Annotated in this window: 22 protein-coding genes and 1 pseudogene; 11 read left to right on the top strand and 12 right to left on the bottom strand. The window is 41.9% G+C overall.

Annotated elements, in window-relative coordinates; translation table 11 throughout:
• Nucleotides 1-276: 276 nt before the first annotated feature.
• The 3 genes from AS141_RS03275 to AS141_RS26985 form a co-directional block, all read right to left on the bottom strand.
• Nucleotides 277-843, bottom strand: coding sequence for a DUF305 domain-containing protein (locus AS141_RS03275; RefSeq protein WP_057936171.1), 567 nt, complete (start codon nt 841-843; stop codon nt 277-279).
• Between the two features lie 255 nt (nt 844-1,098).
• Nucleotides 1,099-1,287: a PDDEXK nuclease domain-containing protein gene (locus AS141_RS26990; protein ID WP_232424802.1), complete on the bottom strand. Its 189-nt coding sequence runs from the start codon at nt 1,285-1,287 to the stop codon at nt 1,099-1,101.
• A 166-nt stretch (nt 1,288-1,453) separates the two neighbouring features.
• Nucleotides 1,454-1,849 (bottom strand): DUF1016 N-terminal domain-containing protein, encoded by a 396-nt coding sequence (locus AS141_RS26985; protein ID WP_232424801.1) that lies wholly within the window; start codon nt 1,847-1,849, stop codon nt 1,454-1,456.
• Nucleotides 1,850-1,977: 128 nt separating this feature from the next.
• On the opposite strand from AS141_RS26985, the gene AS141_RS03260 reads away from it, so the two are divergent.
• The gene (locus AS141_RS03260) at nt 1,978-2,286 is read left to right on the top strand and encodes a hypothetical protein (protein ID WP_057936168.1); all 309 of its coding nucleotides are present in this window, start codon (nt 1,978-1,980) and stop codon (nt 2,284-2,286) included.
• 392 nt (nt 2,287-2,678) lie between these two features.
• Here the strand turns inward: AS141_RS03260 and AS141_RS03255 are convergent, their stop codons facing one another.
• The 6 genes from AS141_RS03255 to AS141_RS03230 all read right to left on the bottom strand — a co-directional run bounded on the left by AS141_RS03255 (nt 2,679) and on the right by AS141_RS03230 (nt 6,553).
• A complete protein-coding gene (locus AS141_RS03255; RefSeq protein ID WP_057936167.1) occupies nt 2,679-3,059 on the bottom strand; it encodes a nuclear transport factor 2 family protein in 381 nt (126 codons plus the stop codon).
• A 185-nt stretch (nt 3,060-3,244) separates the two neighbouring features.
• Entirely contained in the window at nt 3,245-3,919 is a 675-nt protein-coding gene (locus AS141_RS03250; protein WP_057936166.1) for a ClpP family protease, read from the bottom strand.
• Nucleotides 3,920-3,927: 8 nt separating this feature from the next.
• Entirely contained in the window at nt 3,928-4,194 is a 267-nt protein-coding gene (locus tag AS141_RS03245) for a hypothetical protein (protein WP_157243371.1), read from the bottom strand.
• Nucleotides 4,175-4,732 (bottom strand): RNA polymerase sigma factor, encoded by a 558-nt coding sequence (locus AS141_RS03240; RefSeq protein WP_198293482.1) that lies wholly within the window; start codon nt 4,730-4,732, stop codon nt 4,175-4,177. The genes AS141_RS03245 and AS141_RS03240 overlap by 20 nt, the downstream gene beginning before the upstream one ends.
• Nucleotides 4,733-5,016: 284 nt before the next feature.
• Nucleotides 5,017-5,598 carry a YdeI/OmpD-associated family protein gene (locus AS141_RS03235; protein ID WP_057936164.1) on the bottom strand — a complete coding sequence of 194 codons (582 nt, stop codon included), beginning with the start codon at nt 5,596-5,598 and terminating at the stop codon, nt 5,017-5,019.
• On the bottom strand, nt 5,588-6,553 hold the full coding sequence (locus AS141_RS03230) for an alpha/beta fold hydrolase (protein WP_057936163.1): 966 nt from the start codon (nt 6,551-6,553) through the stop codon (nt 5,588-5,590). Before AS141_RS03230 ends, AS141_RS03235 begins: the two co-directional genes overlap by 11 nt.
• A gap of 578 nt (nt 6,554-7,131) precedes the next feature.
• Between AS141_RS03230 and AS141_RS03225 the strand changes: the two genes are divergently transcribed.
• The 8 genes and pseudogenes from AS141_RS03225 (at nt 7,132) to AS141_RS03185 (ending at nt 14,809) form a co-directional block, all read left to right on the top strand.
• Nucleotides 7,132-8,013, top strand: coding sequence for an EamA family transporter (locus tag AS141_RS03225; RefSeq protein WP_057936162.1), 882 nt, complete (start codon nt 7,132-7,134; stop codon nt 8,011-8,013).
• A gap of 28 nt (nt 8,014-8,041) precedes the next feature.
• Complete coding sequence (locus tag AS141_RS03220; RefSeq protein ID WP_198293481.1) at nt 8,042-8,560, top strand: RidA family protein; 519 nt, start codon at nt 8,042-8,044, stop codon at nt 8,558-8,560.
• 58 nt (nt 8,561-8,618) lie between these two features.
• Entirely contained in the window at nt 8,619-8,753 is a 135-nt protein-coding gene (locus AS141_RS27210; RefSeq protein ID WP_262480990.1) for a hypothetical protein, read from the top strand.
• Between the two features lie 611 nt (nt 8,754-9,364).
• On the top strand, nt 9,365-9,733 hold the full coding sequence (locus tag AS141_RS03205; protein WP_057936159.1) for a hypothetical protein: 369 nt from the start codon (nt 9,365-9,367) through the stop codon (nt 9,731-9,733).
• 364 nt (nt 9,734-10,097) lie between these two features.
• A pseudogene (locus tag AS141_RS03200) lies at nt 10,098-11,543 on the top strand (dicarboxylate/amino acid:cation symporter).
• Nucleotides 11,536-12,168: a DedA family protein gene (locus AS141_RS03195; RefSeq protein ID WP_057936158.1), complete on the top strand. Its 633-nt coding sequence runs from the start codon at nt 11,536-11,538 to the stop codon at nt 12,166-12,168. The pseudogene AS141_RS03200 and the gene AS141_RS03195 overlap by 8 nt, the downstream one beginning before the upstream one ends.
• 246 nt (nt 12,169-12,414) lie before the next feature.
• Complete coding sequence (locus tag AS141_RS03190; protein WP_057936157.1) at nt 12,415-13,686, top strand: hemolysin family protein; 1,272 nt, start codon at nt 12,415-12,417, stop codon at nt 13,684-13,686.
• A gap of 169 nt (nt 13,687-13,855) precedes the next feature.
• Nucleotides 13,856-14,809, top strand: coding sequence for a TerC/Alx family metal homeostasis membrane protein (locus AS141_RS03185; protein ID WP_057936156.1), 954 nt, complete (start codon nt 13,856-13,858; stop codon nt 14,807-14,809).
• Between the two features lie 574 nt (nt 14,810-15,383).
• Here the strand turns inward: AS141_RS03185 and AS141_RS03175 are convergent.
• Nucleotides 15,384-17,042: an SLC5/6 family protein gene (locus tag AS141_RS03175; RefSeq protein WP_057936154.1), complete on the bottom strand. Its 1,659-nt coding sequence runs from the start codon at nt 17,040-17,042 to the stop codon at nt 15,384-15,386.
• Between the two features lie 591 nt (nt 17,043-17,633).
• A complete protein-coding gene (locus AS141_RS03170; protein WP_057936153.1) occupies nt 17,634-17,978 on the bottom strand; it encodes a hypothetical protein in 345 nt (114 codons plus the stop codon).
• A 458-nt stretch (nt 17,979-18,436) separates the two neighbouring features.
• Here AS141_RS03170 and AS141_RS03165 point away from each other — a divergent pair, with 458 nt between their 5' ends.
• Together AS141_RS03165 and AS141_RS03160 are read left to right on the top strand one after the other, a co-directional pair.
• The gene (locus AS141_RS03165) at nt 18,437-19,066 is read left to right on the top strand and encodes a helix-turn-helix domain-containing protein (RefSeq protein WP_082632150.1); all 630 of its coding nucleotides are present in this window, start codon (nt 18,437-18,439) and stop codon (nt 19,064-19,066) included.
• A 105-nt stretch (nt 19,067-19,171) separates the two neighbouring features.
• Nucleotides 19,172-20,566, top strand: a complete 1,395-nt coding sequence (locus tag AS141_RS03160) for a serine hydrolase domain-containing protein (RefSeq protein ID WP_057936151.1) — start codon at nt 19,172-19,174, stop codon at nt 20,564-20,566.
• A gap of 37 nt (nt 20,567-20,603) precedes the next feature.
• Here the strand turns inward: AS141_RS03160 and AS141_RS03155 are convergent, their stop codons facing one another.
• Nucleotides 20,604-20,867, bottom strand: coding sequence for an alpha/beta fold hydrolase (locus tag AS141_RS03155; RefSeq protein WP_057936150.1), 264 nt, complete (start codon nt 20,865-20,867; stop codon nt 20,604-20,606).
• Nucleotides 20,868-20,899 lie beyond the last annotated feature (32 nt).

Below are 20,899 nucleotides of genomic sequence, written 5' to 3'. Positions count from 1 at the left end.
ATTGTTCTGTATAGCTTATCGCCTGAGATTAGTAGCCCTTCTGATTCATGAAATGGCCAATATTTTTGATAGCCCTTGGGGTGCTTTATGTCTATACCGATTACTTTTCCATCGAAAATGCTCGTTACTTCTGCTTGTAATGTATGGCCTACGATTACCTTATTGCCATCAAATTATTCAATATTCGGTTGATTTGATCTTGGCTGAGTTCCTCCTTAAAATATCCTCTATACCAGGCTAGTCCGGTTGTATTGGAGAGGATTAGTAGCTGCCTTTTTATTTACTTTCAATGCTTTTGGTTTCTTTATCCAACTTTCCTTCAAATTTTGGAACAGGTCTATTTTCATTTTCTGCTTCTGTTTCTACTATTCCATTCTCTTCAATATCCTTAATCAGCCATTCCATTTCCATAATTTCTTTGCGTTGAGCCTTGATGATTTCGTCCGCAAGTTTCCGAACTCTTATGTCTTTGATTTTTGCCCTTTCGCTTGTTAATATTGCAATCGAATGATGTGGAATCATCCCTTCCATATAATCAGTATCAGTGATAGTTACTTGGCTTCTTACCAACCAAATTGCTCCAAGTATCATTAAAGCTCCTAATCCAACTATTGCAATGTTAATCTTTTTACTTTTATACATGTCCAGCATATAGAGAAGCATAATAATTAGCATAGAACTACCCATAATAATGGTCATAAACAATCGAGTTTCACTAAACCAAAAGTGGTCGATAATTTGGTAAGAATGAGTGTACATTAACAGAAACATTGCGATCATGGAAGTAGCAATCATCGCAAAGAATTTCCAATAGTTCTTTTTATTGTTTTGTCCGCTTTCCATTTTGTCAAAAATTTTAATTATAAGATTTTAATTATTCAGATATCAGTTAATAAATTACCTCACCAACCCTCGTGCCGATACGTTTCTGATCCCACCCCATTTTGCTTCAGTCTGGCCACTCCTTACAAAAATGTCCACTGGACATGTCCGTAACAGTCGATCCTGGCAAAGAGAAGAAGAAGAGCTTATTTGGAGCTTTTAGAAAAATCAGTTCCCGAAGATCACTCTTTTCATAATCGTTAATTTCATTTACAATCAATATTTTAAGTTGCTCTTTCTGAAGTAAAAGCTGATATCCTGCAAGGCGATCTCCACATCTAGATGATCCCTGTCCGTACAAAGAATAATGCCTTTGAAAGGATTTTTTTCTCCCTTTTCCAACCTGTCCAGCAGAGAAAGATATAGATTCATTTTACCTATATATTCTACCTTAAAGGCTCTCATAACAATTCTATTTCCACTAAAGATTGTAATCCTCTGTAAAAGAAAAGCATATCCACAAAATATTCCCATCCATTATATTCCAGCCATCTTGATTTCCAATAAAGCTAAATCCTTTGCCCTGGTCGATTATAAAAGCCCTGATTTTGGCGATCAAAAGGTTTTCAAGCTACAGTTCTTTCATCGGTTCTGTAATGCCTGAAAACCCAAGGTTATACGTACTTCTGAATACTTCATTGGCGTAGTCGGCATGGGTTTCAGGAGGAGTCTGTCCGAAGTTGTTTGCCTTCAGCTGCTTTAGCGCCTGACCGAAGGTGTCCTTTTTAATGGCATTAAGCAATAGATCTCTAGACCACCCTTTTGCCAATGTTTGGCCGGCATAAAAACTTACGGCATCAGACGATTGTGTTTTATCAAGCAAAAGTAGATTGTGCCCCCACTGCAAAACTGCGACAGCTTGTTGCAGTTTTTTATCTTTTTGATAGTAGTTTTCATAAAAGCGGTTCATATTCCACAAGTTGCGTGGAGACAACCCCAAATCCGGAAACTTCTGCTTAAGATCCACCGATAATTGTTTTACAGTTCGCTCCTGCAATCGGCGCTGAACTACCGTCTCAGGTGGTATAAGGTAAAATAGGTTGTCTTTCTAGGCAATCATAGTTAGTTTTAAAAAATCAAAAAATTGCCGCAACCATGAAAATCATTTTTCCCACAGACCCTTTGATCAGCACGGAGATTCCAAGTGATTACCCCATCCCTCCCATCGGAGAGGAATTTTATATCCGGTTTGAAACTTTTATTACAGATCCGCAGGATTGGGAAAAAGTAAAAGGCCTATTAGAAAAAGAAGCTCTGACTGTAGAGAAGGTCGTGGACAATAAAATCTATCTTTACCAAGGCCAAAAAGCCGACTTACAAGGCACCATCGAAAGCGATGAATACATGCCCTCCATTGTCCAGTATTGGGAAAAGCATCCGGAGACGAAGCCTGATCTGATCTGAATTTTTAAAGGCATTTGATCTTACTTATTGAAGTTCCTATTGGCCTAATCAAAAAGCCAGCTGGAGGGGAGATAGTCGCATTGTTGGATTGTGAGAAGTTTGTCTACCCTGGAAGCTGGCTTCCCGGCACACTCTGTTCCCAGGATAAAATATCCCGGGACAGGCACTCACTAGATTAGTACAACTCGGTGAACTGATTCTTAACAGTCGGTCCTAGGGTATTTTTAAGAAAGTGAGTGGGGTTTCCGGAGTTCAGAGGGATTCATTTCTGATGCTAGACAAACCACGAAAATCCAGTTGTTGTGGTAATAGGTATTTCTTCTCCACTGGAATTTCAGGTAATTCTAGTTTCCATGAAGTTAAAGGATACATGGTTCTTGTCCACTTTTAATTCAAGGTAATTGCATAAAACTTGCTCCGATAACTTTCAACGTTCCATCAAAGCGTTTCCAAACTCTAAAATACCTGAATTTTCCCTCTAAGGGTGTTCCCATCATTTCACCTCTCGCTGTCATAGTAACGATTGAAAGTGCGGTGTCGCCCGTTATTTGAATGGCGTCAATTTCTGTTGAAGCATCTTCAATAGTCATTGTTTTCGCCTTATGTGAGTTTAAGTCCATCTCTTTGGTTACAATTTGTCCTGTCGGTGCAACTGCAATCAGATCATCGTGCAAAAGCTGGTCAAGAATGTCCACATTACTTACAAGTTGAGCCGAAAAAAGTTTGTTTTCCGCTTCAACAACATTTTCTATGGTAATTTCAAATTTGTCCATATTCTTATTTTCGTTGGCGTTTCAATTAACCGGGACATTTGTGTCAGTTGTCTGTCCGTCATATTTTCGTTTAAAGGTAAGCCAAGGATTATCCGCCTGACAAATGTTGGTAGAAGCACTATCATTCAGGTTGATGATTATCCACTATAACATTTACAAATTGTTACAAGCCTTTTCCCACTAGATTAAGTAGTTATAGATTCAATATTTTGTTTTTCCCTAAACATAAGGTTCACTTCTGGCCTAAGTTTATTTAGAATAACAATGTCACTTGCATCACCGAGTATTTCATCTACAATTCCAAAGTTTTTGGCTTCCTGCGCATTTAGGTATTTATCTCTTATGAAATAATCTTCAATCTCTTGCCATGTATGTCCAGTGTTGTTACCCATTAAATGAAAAATCTGTGTTTGAAGCCGTTCTTGTTCCTGGGTAGCTATCCGTACATCCTCTGTATAACCATTGGTCCCCCCTCCAGTCGGGTGCATATGAATAGTTGCATGAGGGAGCGCAAAACGTTTGCCGGGCTCTCCTGCACTTAATAAAAATGTCCCCATACTACCTGTAAATCCTACAGAATAGGTTGATACCGCAGCTGAAATCATTTTCATTGTATCGTAAATGGCTAAACCCGAGTAGACTTCCCCTCCCGGACTTTGTATATATAAATTGATAGGCTGGTTTTGATTAACGCTATTTAAATATAATAATTGGGCAACTACTATGCTCGCAACAGATTGGTTTATAGGACCGTTAAGAAATATAATCCGCTCTTTTAACAAAAGGCTATAAATATCATAGGCACGGTCCCCATTGCCGGAATTATCTATCACCATTGGTATTACATTCGCCTGTATCATAAGTATTGTTATTTAAATAATTGGTGTATCCTTCGCTGGAAATCTATTTTATCCGGGTTGTTGAATAGTTGATGATGTAAGGCTTCAAATTCTTCTTTTAACTTCTGCCTGTGATACATTTTTATCAATAGGTGTGTTTTTTTCTGGAAGTAAAGATCTCTCTTTAGATCAGGGTCAATAACCAGCTTTGCTTCAAATAAAAACCTATCTGCGTGAGAAAGCTTTCCGCTAAGATATCTTTCAATTAGTCTTGTGTTATTCTGTGAAGTCATCATAAGTCATGGATTTTTCTTTTACGGTTTTTCTCACTTTCTCAAGACACTTGTATTTCTGTACACTGACTGAATGTTCGTGTGCATAGCCTAAGTCCTTAACAATCTCTTTTACCGGTAATTGTTGGATATAGAAAACACGAAGCAAATCCAGACACCTTTTTCCGGCGATCTTCAAAAAATCAAGTAGTTGCTTATTGTTTGTTGTCGGAAAGTAATCTACTGGTATTTCGACTTCGTTTTCCATATTACTTAAAGAAATACTATGACTTTCTTTTTGGAATTTTCTAATCCATAGATATTTTGAAATACCCAAAATATACGCGCTGTTGGATTTTATTTTGTATTCAGGGTTTTTAGTCTTGTTTTCAATGAAAATCACCAATGCATCATGGAAAATGTCTTTTGCATCTTCAAATGAACCTCCTCTGGAACTAATAAATTTTGCCACAGTGGGAAAAATCTGTTCATATATTTCTGCTGCCTCAAAATTTTCAGAGAATGTTATTTCAGCATCGTCAATTTTTTCCAATATTTCCATAGAATACCTCTTTTAGTATAAAAGTGCATTTTACTCCCAGAATATCACCCGGAAAATCAAAAAAATATTTGGTACAGCAATTATTAAACGGCTTATAATCGGCTCTGCCGTGGGTGGGTAATTCACTTAATAGACATAACCTGTCCCGTGAGGAAATAAACAGGATGGACTTTCCCGAACGCAATTCTGGAGAATCTCGCGTGACTATCCCATGCTCCACAGACCTATGTCCTTTTCAAAGCATTTGATCAACTTGCAAAGCGCTACAACGTGTTGTGTCTTATCTATCGCAAGTGTTTCGGTTTAAGGTTCTTAGCTGCACTTTCCACCACTTCGTCAATGCGTCTTTGTCGGGTTTCTTGTCGTTTGGCAGCGACAAGCCAGCCTAATATTATTTTTCGTGTCGATTTACTAAAACCCAGGAAATAATCTTTTGAGCCCTTATGCTTTTCGAGTGCACATTCTAAGTCGTTTGGAATTAAGAGTTCTTCTACTTCGTCTAAAATTGTCCAGGAGCCGTTTTGTTTTGCAGCCTCAATGCTTTTGTAACCCGTTATTGTCATTCTTTTGCTGTCAATGAGTTGCTGAACTTTTTCTTTGTTGATTCTTGACCAGTTGCTTTTAGGTTTACGTTTGCTAAAAAACTGCATAAACGAAAAATCGTCAATCGTTTTTTTTGTGCTGTCAATCCAACCAAAACAAAGTGCTTCATCAACGGCCTCACTCCAGCTTAATGAAGGGAAACTGGACTTTTTCTTGTAATAAACAAGCCAGACAGCCTGTTTGGACCGATGGTTTTTTTCCAACCATTGCCTCCAATCTGTTCGGCTTTGAGGGTAATATGTTTCTATATCCTTAGTAAGCATTCTGTTGTTCTAGCCAATTTAAAATTGATTGGGTTGCTTCCTCAGGTTTTTCCTGCTGAATCCAATGACCACAATCCAGACTGACAATATCCAGATTGGGAACGATGTTTTTAAGGTTTTCGGACTTTGGAATCGTATCCTGTTCACCATATATCATAAGGGTCGGCTGATGAATGATTGGTTTTACGTCCGCCATTAAGTGCCAGTTTCTATCAAGGTTTCTGTACCAATTTATACTTCCGTTAAACCCGGATGATTCGAAAGCAGAAACGAACACAGACAGTTCGTTATCATCCATTAAGGGCTCCCCAAGTGGTTTTTCTGCCCTTGCAAGATTGATCATAAGCATTCCGGGTTCAGGGGGAGTGATGGGTATGTTTTTGCGGAATATGTTACGCAGGAAGCGGAATACATTTTCATTCATTATAGCATCTGCTACTCCAGGCTGTCTATTGAAGTGAACAAAATAGAAGTCTGCTCCAACTAGTTCTTCCATCAACTCAATCCATGGCTTTTCTCCACGCTCTTGATAAGGCAAAGCCAGGTTTATTACTTTATTTACCCGCTCAGGATGCAATAGTGCCAAACTCCAAACGATATTAGCACCCCAGTCGTGACCGACAAAGGTGGCATCCTTATATCCATAATGATCGAGAAGCGCGATAAGGTCATCGGTCAAGTGTTCTATACCATACTCTGTTACTTCGGTCGGGCGGGATGAGTTACCATAGCCACGTTGATTTGGGACAATGACATGGAAGCCTGCTGCAGCGAGAGCCGGTATCTGATAACGCCATGAAAATGCATGCTCCGGAAAACCGTGACAGAGAACGATAGCTTTCCCTGAATTTTGTTGACCTGCTTCAAATACTTCCAGTACCACGCCATTAACTGAAATCATTGTAGGTCTTGGAAATTCGATTGGATTAAAACTTTTGCCGGTAACTCTTGTCATTTTATTACTGTTTAAAATTTGATATGATGCAAACTTAAATCCGGTCGGTGACAGCCCTATGTCAGTAGAGAAAAGGAACTAGTTGTATTTGTCAGAATCCCCGTGCAAAGTCATTGGGATTGTTCCATCGGGATAAACTCTTAAAGAGGGGGCGATCGGTTCTGCCCTCATTATTCTATCAAATCAGAAATAAATTGCTTCCGGAATTTAACCCGCAGGGAGGCTATAAAAGTTGGCAGATTTGACCCAGCCGTCCGGATAATACACCAACACAATTGAGTAGAATTTTGTCGGCAAAAATCGGTAATTGTTTTACCCACTCAACATATGTAAAGGTCTCAGCGTGGTAGCCTGATTATTTTTGACCTCTAATTTTAACTTAATCAAGATGGGAAATGCCATATCACTTTAACCCCATGTTCTACTGTGCTGCCAACAGGCTTTCAAAGCAGGTTGATGCTCCAAAAAGTAAGTAGTCCGTTGGTGGCAAAAAGCTATTCCGAACGGAAGTACTGGTCATAAGTACTTTCCCCATGAGAAAAAAACCTTGGTCTTGCACTTAAACAAAATTCTTCAGAATGAACAACAAGCTAAAAGGAGCAGTATACATTGCAATTGGAGCGGCAAGCTATGGTATACTGGCCACTTTCGTGAAATTTGCGAACAACAGAGGTATCGGTACTGCCGGATTGACGTTTTCCCAGTTCCTTTTTGGAGCATTGCTACTGAGTATTTTGTCATTGTTCTTTTCCCGAAAGCCTGAAAATAAAACCGCTTCAATTTATCCAAAGCTGAAATTGATGCTTTTTGGAACATCATTGGGGCTAACCAGCAGTTTTTACTATTTATCCATACAATATGTTCCTGTATCGGTAGCAATTGTACTACTCATGCAAACGATATGGATGGGGGTGGTCTTGGAGTTTTTTACTGGCAGGGAACGCATTGATAAAACTAAAGTAACAGGTTCTATTATTGCCATTGTAGGCACCATGCTTGCCGCAAAGGTTTTTGAGGATTCTGTAACCGTCAATTTTACCGGAATTGGTTTTGGCCTGTTGGCCGCTTTAAGCTATACCGCCGCAATATATGCCTCCAACAAAATTTCCCTGGAACTGCCCACGCTTAAGAGAAGCACATACCTGGTATACGGAGGGCTTTTGGCAGTTGTAGTGTTTTGGAACGTTCAACTGCTGGAAGAGTTTAACTGGATTGTTTTTTTGAAATGGGGTACTTTTCTTGGTTTCTTTGGGACTATTCTTCCTCCCATCCTATTCAATAAGGGCTTTCCCGAAACCGGAACCGGTTTTGGGAGTATTATCGCGGCTTTGGAAATCCCCGTTTCAGTTTTAAGTGCCTATTTACTACTCAATGAAGAAATCAAAGCCTTGCAATGGGGCGGAATAGCTGTTATCCTGTTTTCGGTGACGCTGATCAACCTCAAAAAAAACAAAAGTTAAACCAGCTCAAAAGTTAAACAACCAAAAAATGAAAATAAAGAAGACTGTAGTCTTAGCATCAATTCTTGTCGGACTGATATTGGGCTGTAAAGAACCGGATCAGCAAAAAAACACCATAAATCACAATACAATGAGCCATGTACTCCATAAAAACCCCAAAGAGCTATTTGACCCAACTCCCTATGCTTTTTCCCACTCAACTAGTGCAGCCGATAAAGACGGACAGTACATTTTTATATCCGGACAAAGTGGTGCTGAAGATTTAGAGCATACCCTTTCCGGGGATTTTAGAACCCAGGTGACTTATGCCCTTCTGAACTTAAAGACCGTACTTGGAGAATATGGGTTAAACCCGGAAGACGTTCTTAAAATCACGGTGTTGATTGTCAATCACGATTCTGAGAAGCTTGCCATCTGGTCAGATGAGATGCGGAAGGTCTGGAGCAACAATGAATTCCCGGCCAGTACATTGATTCCTGTGCCCATGCTGGCACTAGATAATATGTTGGTTGAAGTGGATGCCATTGCATATAAACCTGTTGACTGATCAGCATATTTTGCCTACGGGGAACACCCCAGTGATTCCGGTATTCAACATGTCAGTTATGCCCCGGAATTACTGTCCTTCCTTCGCGGTAACAGACAAACATGCAGCCAATAAGATCAAATCCGGTAAACGGGAACTGGCTTTGACTGATTATTCATTGCTTGAGGAGTTTTTTATTCTTCCTGTTCAATAAGGTTTTTTAATACGTTGGCTGTTCCCTGCCAGTAAAAGTCTAAATGTTTATGGATTGACCCGGTTGGAAAATTTTCGATTTGTATTTCCAACAGCCATTATGGAAGCCTTTTATAAGAACAGGATTCCCAACCTTCCAGTCCGTCATTACTTCAACATTCATTTCAGGTTCCCTCATCCACTTTTTCATTAGAATTGGGTTAGTCAGGTATTCCCAAACTTGGAAAGGAGCTTTGTTTATTGAAACAGTTTTTTCAACTTTTTTATTCATTTCTTCTTAACGGAATAGTTTTCAAATGCCATGCAACAACTTTGCTTGTTGCATGGCTCCCTCTGCCAATCGTTCCTATACCGAAATGGTCAACAGGTCTTCAGGCCTCTGCTGAGAGCAAGTTGCTTCATTAGCTAACCCCTTTCTTAAAGAATGAGTCCTAGATGGGTTCCTGATTTAATCCCGGCAGTATGGTAAAAATAGCTGTAGTCCAATAAAAATACCAATCTGGAGAATTCATTTTCTTGTGGGTCGGGAGCAAGTGGATTTTATTCAAAAAACTTGCGGGGCCCCATTAGAATATTGGTTATTTCTCCTAGCTTTAGCAGCAAATACTTCTTATGAGGGTTTTAGTAATCTTATTCTTAGTTCTGAATCTTGTAGGGTCGCTGGGCGATTGGGCAGGAGATGTTCCAGAGAGTTTGGGTCCATCTAGCCGTATAACCCTGGAACTGGCCGGGTCTGATGCCATTCTTCAACAAAGTTCAATCTTGGAAATAGGTGAAGCGCTTCCCAAAAGTTTTGTTCCTGAAAGACCCCTTGTCCGAAGTATTCATCATTTTTTTAAAGCCAATGTTATCGCTTTCACCTATTCCGGTCTTTCGGCAATTTGTCGTTCAATGGGAAGCAATTATGAAAAAACAGCTTTTGGCATTGTCCCCAACTTTCCTGCTTTCCTGATCATTTTTCCACACCATTACTTCACGTAGTTACAGGAAAACCATGCGTTTTCTGTAACTGGCCAACCCTACCGGAAACAAGCTATATAGGCAACAACAGATCTATGCTTAACCGGTAATCCTATGTGGGATCTTCCGGGCTGCCGATACTATATGGCTGAGTCAGGTCTTGTTGTTAAACATGCTATAGAGCATGAGTCCAAAGGAAAACCTGCCCTTTGGTCAGATCAGAAATCAAGCGCACCTACAAAGTAATATGCGGTCCTGAATCTTGTCAAAGGCATGCCCTCCCCCTTTCCGGATAGCTTCCTGAACCGCTTCTGCTAAGGCTACGCAAAAACCCTATTACCCCTCATGGTTCCTGTGATAAACTAATCTTGTCTCAACATCTTATATGACAACTAAAAACTCAAAAGCTATCTTCTACCTTCTGTGTGCTTTGGCTTTTCAAGCAGCAATTGTATTGGTAATCCATATGCCATGGCCCGAATTGCTGCCCACTTCGTTGCTGTTTATAAGCAGGTGGCTGGGAATTGCAGCAGTGGTGGGCTATTGCCTGAAAAAAGCATCTCTCACCACCTGGATATTTGGGAGTATGCTTATTGGAATTGCTATAGGAGTTGACTTTCCTGAACTGGCAATGAACCTCAAAGTAGTCAGTCAGGTATTTCTTAAACTGATCAAGACTGTGATCGCTCCCCTGCTTTTTGGTACCTTGGTGGTGGGTATAGCAGGTCATTCCGACTTAAAACAGGTAGGTAGGATGGGCTGGAAGTCACTTCTGTATTTTGAACTGGTCACGACACTGGCTTTGCTGATCGGCTTACTGGCAATCAATAGCTCACAGGCCGGGGTCGGTATTGAGTTGCCGGTGGGTGAAGTGCCTGTTCAGGGAACAGCCCGGAGCTGGAAGGAAGTTATCTTACATATATTCCCTGAAAATATCGCCAGGTCCATCTTTGAAGGGGAAATTCTTCAGATTGTGATTTTCAGTATCCTATTCGGGATAGGACTCGCATTGGTTCAAGATGGCAGAAAGAAGCAATTGATGGTTTCTTTTACCGAGAGCTTATCAGAAGTCATGTTCAATTTTACGCGGGTGATTATGTACTTCGCCCCATTTGGGGTCGGAGCTGCAATCGCCTTTACGGTGGGAGAAATGGGTCTGGGAATTTTGATCAATCTATTTCATCTGCTGGCTACCTTGTATGTGGCGCTTTTGGCTTTTATCCTTCTGGTTCTGCTTCCCATAGCCCTTGCACTAAAGATCCCCGTTATCAAATTTATAAAAGCAGTCTCTGAGCCTGTTTCGATTGCTTTTGCCACTACCAGCTCTGAGGCGGCACTTCCCAAGGCGATGGAAGCCATGGAAAAGTTTGGCGTCCCGCGTAAAATCGTGGCATTTGTCATGCCGACGGGCTATAGCTTCAATTTGGATGGCACCACCCTTTACCTTGCATTGGCATCTGTTTTTGTTGCCTAGGCAGCTGGGATCAGGCTGGGGATAGCAGAACAACTGTTGATGGTGCTTACCCTTATGCTGACAAGCAAGGGTGTTGCGGGCATTCCCAGGGCTTCCCTTATTATTCTGATGGGCACCGCAGCGACCTTCAACCTGCCCATGGCTCCTATATTCCTGATTTTGGCGATCGATGAATTAATGGATATGGCCAGGACATCGGTCAACGTCATAGGCAACTGTCTGGCGACCTGCGTTATTGCCAAATGGGAAGGGGAATTTGGTCCGAAGATAACAGATCATCCGAGCCTGGCAACACAGGATACTGACCCTTTTCATTCATTTCCAGAAAGTATAACCAAAAAACAAACCCATGCATGAATTTCTTCTGTCCATTTTGGAGTTTTTGAGTCCTGAACTGATAATAAACCGGGGCGGGCTGATTCTTCTATTGGCAATTATATTTACAGAAAACGGCGTATTCTTCTGCTTCTTCCTGCCGGGGGATTCCCTGCTGTTTTTGGCAGGCATGCTTTGCGGATTACCTGTCCTGGATGTAAGCATCTATATATTGGTTTCCAGTATTGCACTGGCGGCATTTCTGGGTTATGCCCTATCCTACTTTGTAGGGCTAAAGTTGGGCAAATGGCTGCTTTCCCGGCCGGACTCATTTTTCTTCAAATCAAAGTACCTTAATATGGCTGCCTCGTACTTTGAAAAACAGCAGCATGGAGCCATTATCATCGGCAGGTTTATTCCAGTGATCCGAACATTTCTGCCGCTCTGTCTGGGTTTGATCAAATCCGATTTTAGAATTTTTATGGTTTATAATCTGGTCGGCGCACTGGTATGGACATCCAGTTTGGTGATGGCGGGATATTTCCTGAAAATCATCTTTCCCGACCTTATGCATTATATAGAATGGATCATTGTGGTACTGATCGCGGTTACCTCCATTCCTATAATCAGACAGTTTAGTAAATTCAAAAGAGAAAAGGTGTCCTGATGATGTGCAATAGCAGTTTAATCGGATTATCCGTAATGATGGATATTACTGTAGCTCCTTTGCATGTCAGCTCGGAAGACGGATGGATGAAATCCCAACACTGCGGGCAGCCTAAAGTGGGTCCATTTGTTAGGTTAACCAAATCCTATCTTGCTTTTCCCTCTTTACCGGTAGAAAAGCGGATAGATATATAATTTAGATTTGAAAGATTACTTGCTTTATAGGTTCATTAATTAAAATACGGTTTTGGAAATTACAATCATTCTTCTTCTGATACTGCTGAACGGTGTATTTGCCATGTCAGAGCTGGCACTCGTCTCTGCAAGGAAATTCAAGTTGGAAAACCAAAAAAAGCGGGGCGTTTTAGGAGCGAAAGCAGCCCTTGAGCTTTCGGAAAATCCCGGGAAATTTCTATCTACCGTCCAGATCGGCATCACACTGATCGGTATTCTATTGGGGGTGTATAGTGGGGATAATCTTACCGAGGATTTTGCAATCCGGATAGCCAGGATTGATTTGCTGGCGCCCTATGCGCATACGCTGGCAGTGGGAGTAATAGTGCTTATGGTCACCTACCTTTCTATTGTACTGGGAGAACTGTTTCCAAAACGGCTGGGCATGACTTTCCCTGAAACCATTGCGGCTATGGTATCCAGACCTATGATCCTGCTGTCCAAAATCACAAGTCCGTTTGTATGGTTGCTTACGGCCTCAAACGACTTTCTTTTGACCCTCTTTGGGATAAGGCATAAATCAGAAAATGCGGTATCCGAAGAAGAAATCAAATCCATTATCCGCGAGAGTGCTGAAGGTGGTGAGATAATGGCCATTGAACAGGATATTGTACAGCGGGTATTTGAACTGGGAGACAGGAGGATTAACAGTCTCTTTACGCATCGCAGTGAACTGGTTTATTTTGACATTACCGATGATGAAAAGATGGTCAGGGATAAAATCAACCGGGAAAAGCACTCGGCCTACCCGCTTTGCATCAATGATAATCTGGATAATATTATTGGTCTGGTACAGGTCAAAGACCTGTTTGACAAAAAACTTTCTACCAAATTTGATCTGAGATCCATTGCACACGAACCCTTATACTTAAATGAAACAACGTATGCCTATCAGGCTCTGGAGTTATTCAAAATCAGACAGCTTCACTATGGTATTGTGGTTGATGAATATGGTGTAACCGTAGGCATCATCACATTGGATGATATAGTAGATGCCCTGGTGGGAGACACTTCAGAACCCAATCAGGAGGAGTTTCAAATTCATCAACGGGAAGACGGCACATGGCTCATTGACGGGCAACTTCCTGTCCATGATTTTGAAAAGTTTTTTGATACGGGTATCGATTTCAGAAATAAAAGCTTTACCACTGTGGCCGGTCTGATCCTTTACAAATCGCAGACTATACCTGAAGAAGGAAAGTATGTGGATTTCGAAGGATACAGACTGGAGGTATTGGACAAGGATGGCCCGCGTATAGACAAAATCCTGGTTAAAAAGTTATAATATTTTCACCTATGATCAGTAACAAGAAATATTTCATTGCTATGGGACCATGCCACAAAGCAGTCCGGGGATATCTGGCTACTTATACATATGATCCTCTTCAATTCAGGGTCACCTGATTTCCTAAACTATCGAATTCTATCTACATCTTTACACAACTATTGCTTCTATGACCGTCTGGATAATTTTCATACTCTGTATTTTATTGTTTCTATTCCTTGACCTTGCGGTCATCAATAAAAATTCCCATGTTATAAAATCAAAGGAAGCGGCTATCTGGACGGGAATCTGGGTGTCTCTGGCACTTTCTTTTTCCGGGGTTATCTGGTGGTTGTTTTCAGGCGACCATATTCAAAATCCAACCGGCTTATCCCCGGACAAGGCTTTGTTAAAATACATCACGGGATATTTGATCGAGTTATCCTTAAGCGTTGACAACATTTTCGTGATTGCGGTTATTTTCAGATCGTTTTCCATTCCGGAGAAATACCAGCACCGTGTACTTTTCTGGGGGATTTTGGGGGCTATCTTTTTCCGTGCTTTGATGATAGTTTTTGGAGTGGCCCTGATCAACCAATTTGAATGGATCATATATTTCTTTGGGGCATTTTTACTTTTTACCGCTTTTAAAATGCTGAAATCAGACGGGGAGGAGTTTAAGCCCAAGGAGTCTTTTATATTTAAAAACCTGAGAAAAATCCTCCCCTTTACAGCGTTTACAGCAGGGGAGAAATTTTTCATCTACAAAAGGGGAATCCGGATTGCAACCCCGCTGTTTATGGCCTTGGTTATCATAGAACTTACGGACATTCTTTTTGCTTTGGACAGCATACCTGCTATTCTGGCTATTACAGCTGACCCTTTCATTGTCTTCAGTTCAAATATCCTGGCCATTATGGGGTTGAGGTCTATGTATTTTCTGATTTCCCGAATGTTGAACAAATTCCGCTTCATCAATTATAGCCTTGTGGCAATTCTTGGCTTTGTCGGATTGAAAATGATTTTCTCGCATCATGTTGAAATCCCGGAATGGCTATCCCTGACTGTGATAGGGCTTTCTCTGATTGGAGGGGTATTGGCCTCCATGCTGCTCCCGGAAAAAGAAGAAGAACTTAACACCTAGACAATTAGTATTTAGAATTAAATCAATAGTACCCAGTATCTCCATACCCTTTTTCGCAGACATACTTGCAGGGAAGATTGGCTATTCTCACGGGCAGTATTGGAGTTGAGATCGGGAACACAAGAGTTTTGTCTCCTATACTAGTTTACGCTTCATCGTGCATTATCAGATAGAAATTCGTTAGAGCTTCAGAAATTGGAAAAGCGGGAGGAAGCAAAAACCAGTTGGATTTCCCCCCAAAACCAACACCATTTCCAAGGGTTGATAAGGCTAGGCTAATTGTAACTCCTCTTTTATCGGCACCACGGCAATTTATTGGGCCGGACCGGAAAAAGGAGGCAACTGAACTCCTGTCCATGTCACAGGATATGTCAACTAAATTGAAACCGACGTCAGGATAGTGCCACACTACCCTTACCGTATGATAACCGGATTTTCTGACTACATAGTAACCTGTGTTTATACTCTTCCATAAATCTACTCCGGGTCAGGTTTTTTCAAAACCAGATAAAAGCAATAAGCTGTTGTCAAAACTACCAAAAGCTGTACTGCAATAGCTAAAATCAAAGCTGAATTATTCATGGTGAATCTGTTTACGTTTAGTGCCAGAATACCATACAAGGGCTGCTATAAACAGAAATAAGCCAATGAGCTGTATTCGGGCCAAAGAAGAAAAGAACATTTTGTTTTTATAAAATTCCTCATTCAGAGGATCATTCTGCACAAGGAGCTGTAGGTCAGTATGTGAAATCTTCGAAACCAATGACCCCGGGTCCAGCTCCCATCCCCTGCCATCAAGCAGGCCCGCTATCGCCCCTCCCCAATCATTGTCCACCGGAGTGATCAATGCCGCTGCAAGCACCAGCAACAAAAGTACTGGAGTGATGTATTTCATAATCCATTTATATACTCCGGGGATTCGGATGTCCGCTCCCCTATTCAGTTCTGACCATGCGTTGTCCATCCCAAATATCCACGTAAACAAGAGCATCTCAAGAAAGGCAAAAACCACAAGGCTTACCGTCCCTGCCCAATAATCATACTCATCAAAGTATCCATACCTGTAAAACAGAATGGTGGGCAACCCCATTACCAATGCCAGCAAACCAAAGGACACGGCGCCTTTTATTTTCCCCCACCCAAACTCATCCTTCATAAACCCCATCCATGGTGTCCCCATAGCCAATGAAGAGGTAATTCCGGCAAAGAAAAGAAGTCCGAACCAGCAGATCCCTGCAAAAGCGCCGAACAGCTCTCCCCACTGCATAAACAAATAGGGCATCGTCTGAAAAGCCATTCCGAATCCGGCATTGTCTATCACCCAGTCCAGGCCAAGGAATCCGGCTGCTATGGGTATGACAATCGCGCTTCCTAGCACTATTTCCACCAATTCATTGGTGAAGCCCGAAGTAAGGGAGTTCAATGCGATGTCTTCGTTTTCCTTGATATAGGAGGCATAACACTGGATGGATCCCATACCTACTGAAAGCGTGAAAAAAATCTGTCCCGCAGCAGCAAGCCATACCTTTGGATCGAAAAGCGAGGTGTATTGGGGAGTCCAGAGGAAGTTGATACCATCCCATGCATTCGCATCAGGAAACGTCTCTGAAGCATAATCGGATCCCATGCTCCAGCCCTTGAAAGCAAGCACAGCCCCAAATAAAATCAACAGCGGCATTCCTATTTTGGCGACTTTCTCAATACCTCCCAATCCTGAGGACAGGATGTATACATTGATGCCCAGAACAACTATATATACGAGTACAGGAAGGTAGGGAATACCAAAATCAGATCCGTCAAGATTTACATAATGGACAAAAAACATACTCACTTCTGACTGGGACATTTCGACAAATGTCCCGATCACGGTGTGGATGACGTAAATAAAAGTCCAGGACTCTATATAAGTATAGTAGGCGACCACGGCCACATTGGTAAAAATCCCAAAGACTCCTATGTACTTCCACCAGTTGCTCTTGCCCATCGACCCGAGAATATATGGCGTACTGTGGTTTCCCCTCTTGCCTCCAAATCTTCCTATGGACCATTCGGTAAATAGCAAAGGGATACCCATGACCAGAAAACAAACCAGGTAAGGGATTATAAATGTCCCTCCGCCATTTTGGATCGCCTGTACGGGAAACCGCAGAAAATTACCGAGACCCACTGCATTTCCGGCCATCGCAAGTATCAAACCCGTCCTGGAGCCCCAGGAATCAGTTGTTTTTTTCATGTGTTTACAATTGTTTTAAAATGGTCAGATGGAATCTTTGACGATTAAAATAATCATTGCCCTGTATGTTTTTAATGATAACTTTAATCGTGTCGTTTTCATGTGTTTATAATTGTTTTTTTATAGCCACATGGAATCTAAAATAGTAGATAATCATTCCAGTGTGTGACTTTCGAATCATGCTCGATTTCATAAAGTTTTAAGAAAATAGAAATGACATCAGCCAGGGCAATCCATCCAATTTTAGCTGCTTTTTAACCAATTCGTGTTGTCTGTCCGCCAAAACGGTCAGTCCCCTCAGGTCTGTATATTGCACGACATTCTGGTTTTCCTGAGCCCTATCGATACCCCACATTTCTATTGCTTGGAGACCGACTTCTGTGGATTCCGCCCATCCCAGTCAGGCAGATAATAGGATTGTTGCTGTTTTCCCTGCTTTGAAATTTCTGCTAAATAACCGGTGTCCAAAATGCGAGCATCAGGAAGCATGAAATCCAGTATACCACCGGTTCAGTTAGGGATATAAGAATGATAGCTTGGTAAATCCAGAAATAAACCGGGTACAGCCTCCTGAAGAGTTTGTTGCCTACCCTACCAGGTATAAAAAAAATGGGCAAAAGTCTCCTTCACGTCAAATAGTGCCAGAGACTTTTTGAAAAACAGGTAGAAATCAGAAGCGCCTTTTACTTCATATCCCAATGAAACCCATTGCGCATTGAACCTGGACCACAGACTCCAATCGACCGCAAAGGAAGGGGTTTTGGGGGAGTCACTGCATACCAAAACAGCCGATACCTGTATTGATGCTTCCTGAACAATTTCCAACCCGGCAGTCCAAGGCCTTTCTGCATCTGTTTTGCTTAACGCCAAACAGGTAACGGATAGGCCAAGCAGCCAAACAAGACCGAGCAGGTACGCTATCCTCTGTTTCTTCATTTTGCAACTGAAATACTACCGCAAGTTATGTTAATAAAACTCCAATTTGCAAGGGAAAATATTTCCGGCATTCATTACCATCCAAGAACCTTGCTATTGCCCCTTAATTTGAAATAAGCAGGTTAGTCGAGTTCTAGATAGATGCCCTTCCCACGAATTGTACTTTTTCCGGGCCAAATTCTTCTTCCCCTTTGTTCACATCAGATCGAGCAGGGTGCAAGCGACACACACTCGGTTGATTATAATACTTTTTAGATTCCATGTGACCTATAAAAACCAAAATATAAACACATGAAATCGAGCATGACTCCAGCGTCACACTGGGATGATTATAATGCATGCGAGATTCCATATGACCCTTAAAAGACAAATTATAATCATATGAAATAGGTTTCCGATGGGTTATTTCCCCATAAGCCATGGTATATTAAGGGAGCTTTTGTAATAATAACCGGAATTTGAAAAGAACACTAAAAGAGCACAGGCTGCACCAGCATCTATCCCAGAATGAACTTGCCGGGAAGTCGGGAGTTTCCCTTAGGACAATCCAACGGATAGAGAACGGAACCTCCTCGGGCAGCCCATTCGTTATCAGGTCATTGTGTAAGGCCATGAATATCGGTCCCCAGGAACTGGTAACTTCGCGGGATCACCACGCCGGGGAAAACGTAGACAATCAACAGGGCGGATCAGTGGACATTGACATACCAGAAATTTCCTATAGTAGATGTCTGAAGTTTATCAACATCAGTACGTTTGCTGTTTTATGCTTTCCTTTTCTGAATCTGGTGCTCCCGTCCATTCTGTACTTTGTTTTCAAAAGGTCACTTGTAGCTAAGCAAGACAGACAGGCTGCCCTGAAAATTTTAAGTCTTCAGATCCTGTGGTCATTTACTACACTTATCGTACTAGTGTTTCTCCCGGTCATTGACCAGCAAATAACCAAAATCGGAGATGTGATGGAAATCCCGCTTTTTATATGGGCTTATTTTGTACTGGCCTTCTTGCTGTTGATCATAACACTCAATACGGCCCATAGGATAAATAGGAAGAAGGATTTACTCCCTTTTGTTCCAAACATCCTGTAAAAAGCCATGCGTCATTGTCGCAAAAATGTCATAAAAATGACATCCTATGGCGTGGGCCAGGATCAATTAACCAGCCTAGTTTTGTGAACTACAACTAATTTCACTATGAGACTCAGACTGAATTTATCCATTGTCACGTTTTTTTGGCTCCTGTCGCATCACCTTGCGGCATTCCAGATACTAAATGATTCTATTCACGCGCAGTTGGAACTTGGGGTAAAAGGTTTTCAGGAAAGGTACCATTCACCGAGTCTGGTACTTGCCATAGTACATGGGGACGAGCTTATTTTCAGCAATGCGCAGGGATTCACAGACCTGGAAAATAAAACCCCTGCCACCATTGATTCCAAATACCAGATCCAGTCCATCACCAAAATGTTCACTGCCACCATGTTCATGCAGTTGGTTGATCAGGGCACTGTAGCTATGTATGATGAACTTAGACTGTACGTACCGGAATATTCCGGTACAAAAAATCAGCAGTTCGCAGACAGCATTACCTTGTTTGAGCTGGCGACCCATAACTCGGGGCTTCCACGGAATTCTCCCGCAGACATTGGTTTTGCCAAGCAGATTGACAAATGGCTGTTGACCAAAAAAGAACAAGGGGCAATACAATCTGCATCTAAGGAAGAATTCATCCGATCTCTGCAGTTTGTAAGTAAAAACAATCCGGACTACCAGTATTTAAGCCAGGATAAGCGCCATTATTCAAACCTGGGCTATGGTATGCTGGGCCTGGCCCTGGAGAGAGCCGCGGGGATGGATTATCAAGAATATATTCTTTCAAAAATCTGTGAGCCTTTGAACCTCACAAACACAGGGTTCGGTACCTTCAGCTCCAGGGGCAATACCATCGCCAAGGGATATCATTATACCGGAGAAGTTGACGGCTTTATCAAAACGCCTGACTATTATCCCAATTCCATGGTTTATGCAGCAGGAATGTATTCAAGTGCGTCGGATCTTTCAAAATTTATCAGTGCACAGTTCAGTGACCATAACTCCGTTCTTTCCGGAAAGAGCACAAGAATGATGCAGCAGCTGGGGATCGGTTGGTTACGCCCCTATCCTTTTATTGTTCATGAAGGCTCGATGCTGGGTGCACGCAGCGAGATCATATTTAATCCAGAATTAAAAATAGGCTGGGTACTACTGGCCAATACAACTGATTTTCCGTTCAACAGGATCAACGACTATATCGCCGGACTGATCCTACCGTTGCTTGTCAGCAAACCCGTCACCGATCAGGAAAAATTTACGGGAACATACAGGCTGGAAGGAGGCTACGACAGTCTGACTATTTATCAGAAAGACGGAAAACTTTATTCCACGTATCTGCAGGATTCCCTTCCTGATCAGCCGTTGACTTTCTCAGGCAACAATTCTTTAAAGGCGGCAGGGCTTAATGGGCATGATATACACTATTCTTTTATCGTCGACCCCCTGTCAGAAGTCAAGGGGCTTAATCTCAATCAGCTTATGTGGGTAAAACAATGAAGCTGGGCCAGGAGAGGCCCTCTACCTTCTGGTGCTTTTATCCATAACTTCGGTGAGTGCCCGGCAACCGGCTATTGGAACCATACGGGGCAGGGAAATAACGGTCTCTGGACTGGGAGATCAATCCACCTAGGGACATGCCTACCAAATGGGCCTTTTCAACCCTGAACCCTTCTAAAACCGAAACTGCATCATTTACCAGATCTACTATATCGTAGGGAGTTGTTCCAGGTTCATAGAAAGTGGATTTCCCGACATCCTTGTTGTCGTAGCGGATAACAAAAAACCCTTTACCTGCCAATTTTCGGAAGAATCACTCGTCATAATAAAGCA

The sequence above is a fragment of the Algoriphagus resistens genome, from assembly GCF_001442615.1.
Lineage (GTDB): Bacteria > Bacteroidota > Bacteroidia > Cytophagales > Cyclobacteriaceae > Algoriphagus > Algoriphagus resistens.
This window is presented reverse-complemented; position numbering and strand designations above follow the sequence as displayed.

What these genes read in the sequence shown, in the direction of transcription:
- AS141_RS03275 (WP_057936171.1), bottom strand. Translation starts at nt 843, where the DNA reads ATGGAAAGCGGACAAAACAATAAAAAGAACTATTGGAAATTCTTTGCG.
- AS141_RS26990 (WP_232424802.1), bottom strand. Translation starts at nt 1,287, where the DNA reads ATGAGAGCCTTTAAGGTAGAATATATAGGTAAAATGAATCTATATCTT.
- AS141_RS03260 (WP_057936168.1), top strand. Translation starts at nt 1,978, where the DNA reads ATGAAAATCATTTTTCCCACAGACCCTTTGATCAGCACGGAGATTCCA.
- AS141_RS03255 (WP_057936167.1), bottom strand. Translation starts at nt 3,059, where the DNA reads ATGGACAAATTTGAAATTACCATAGAAAATGTTGTTGAAGCGGAAAAC.
- AS141_RS03250 (WP_057936166.1), bottom strand. Translation starts at nt 3,919, where the DNA reads ATGATACAGGCGAATGTAATACCAATGGTGATAGATAATTCCGGCAAT.
- AS141_RS03245 (WP_157243371.1), bottom strand. Translation starts at nt 4,194, where the DNA reads ATGATGACTTCACAGAATAACACAAGACTAATTGAAAGATATCTTAGC.
- AS141_RS03240 (WP_198293482.1), bottom strand. Translation starts at nt 4,732, where the DNA reads ATGGAAATATTGGAAAAAATTGACGATGCTGAAATAACATTCTCTGAA.
- AS141_RS03235 (WP_057936164.1), bottom strand. Translation starts at nt 5,598, where the DNA reads ATGCTTACTAAGGATATAGAAACATATTACCCTCAAAGCCGAACAGAT.
- AS141_RS03230 (WP_057936163.1), bottom strand. Translation starts at nt 6,553, where the DNA reads ATGACAAGAGTTACCGGCAAAAGTTTTAATCCAATCGAATTTCCAAGA.
- AS141_RS03225 (WP_057936162.1), top strand. Translation starts at nt 7,132, where the DNA reads ATGAACAACAAGCTAAAAGGAGCAGTATACATTGCAATTGGAGCGGCA.
- AS141_RS03220 (WP_198293481.1), top strand. Translation starts at nt 8,042, where the DNA reads ATGAAAATAAAGAAGACTGTAGTCTTAGCATCAATTCTTGTCGGACTG.
- AS141_RS27210 (WP_262480990.1), top strand. Translation starts at nt 8,619, where the DNA reads ATGCCCCGGAATTACTGTCCTTCCTTCGCGGTAACAGACAAACATGCA.
- AS141_RS03205 (WP_057936159.1), top strand. Translation starts at nt 9,365, where the DNA reads ATGAGGGTTTTAGTAATCTTATTCTTAGTTCTGAATCTTGTAGGGTCG.
- AS141_RS03195 (WP_057936158.1), top strand. Translation starts at nt 11,536, where the DNA reads ATGCATGAATTTCTTCTGTCCATTTTGGAGTTTTTGAGTCCTGAACTG.
- AS141_RS03185 (WP_057936156.1), top strand. Translation starts at nt 13,856, where the DNA reads ATGACCGTCTGGATAATTTTCATACTCTGTATTTTATTGTTTCTATTC.
- AS141_RS03175 (WP_057936154.1), bottom strand. Translation starts at nt 17,042, where the DNA reads ATGAAAAAAACAACTGATTCCTGGGGCTCCAGGACGGGTTTGATACTT.
- AS141_RS03170 (WP_057936153.1), bottom strand. Translation starts at nt 17,978, where the DNA reads ATGAAGAAACAGAGGATAGCGTACCTGCTCGGTCTTGTTTGGCTGCTT.
- AS141_RS03160 (WP_057936151.1), top strand. Translation starts at nt 19,172, where the DNA reads ATGAGACTCAGACTGAATTTATCCATTGTCACGTTTTTTTGGCTCCTG.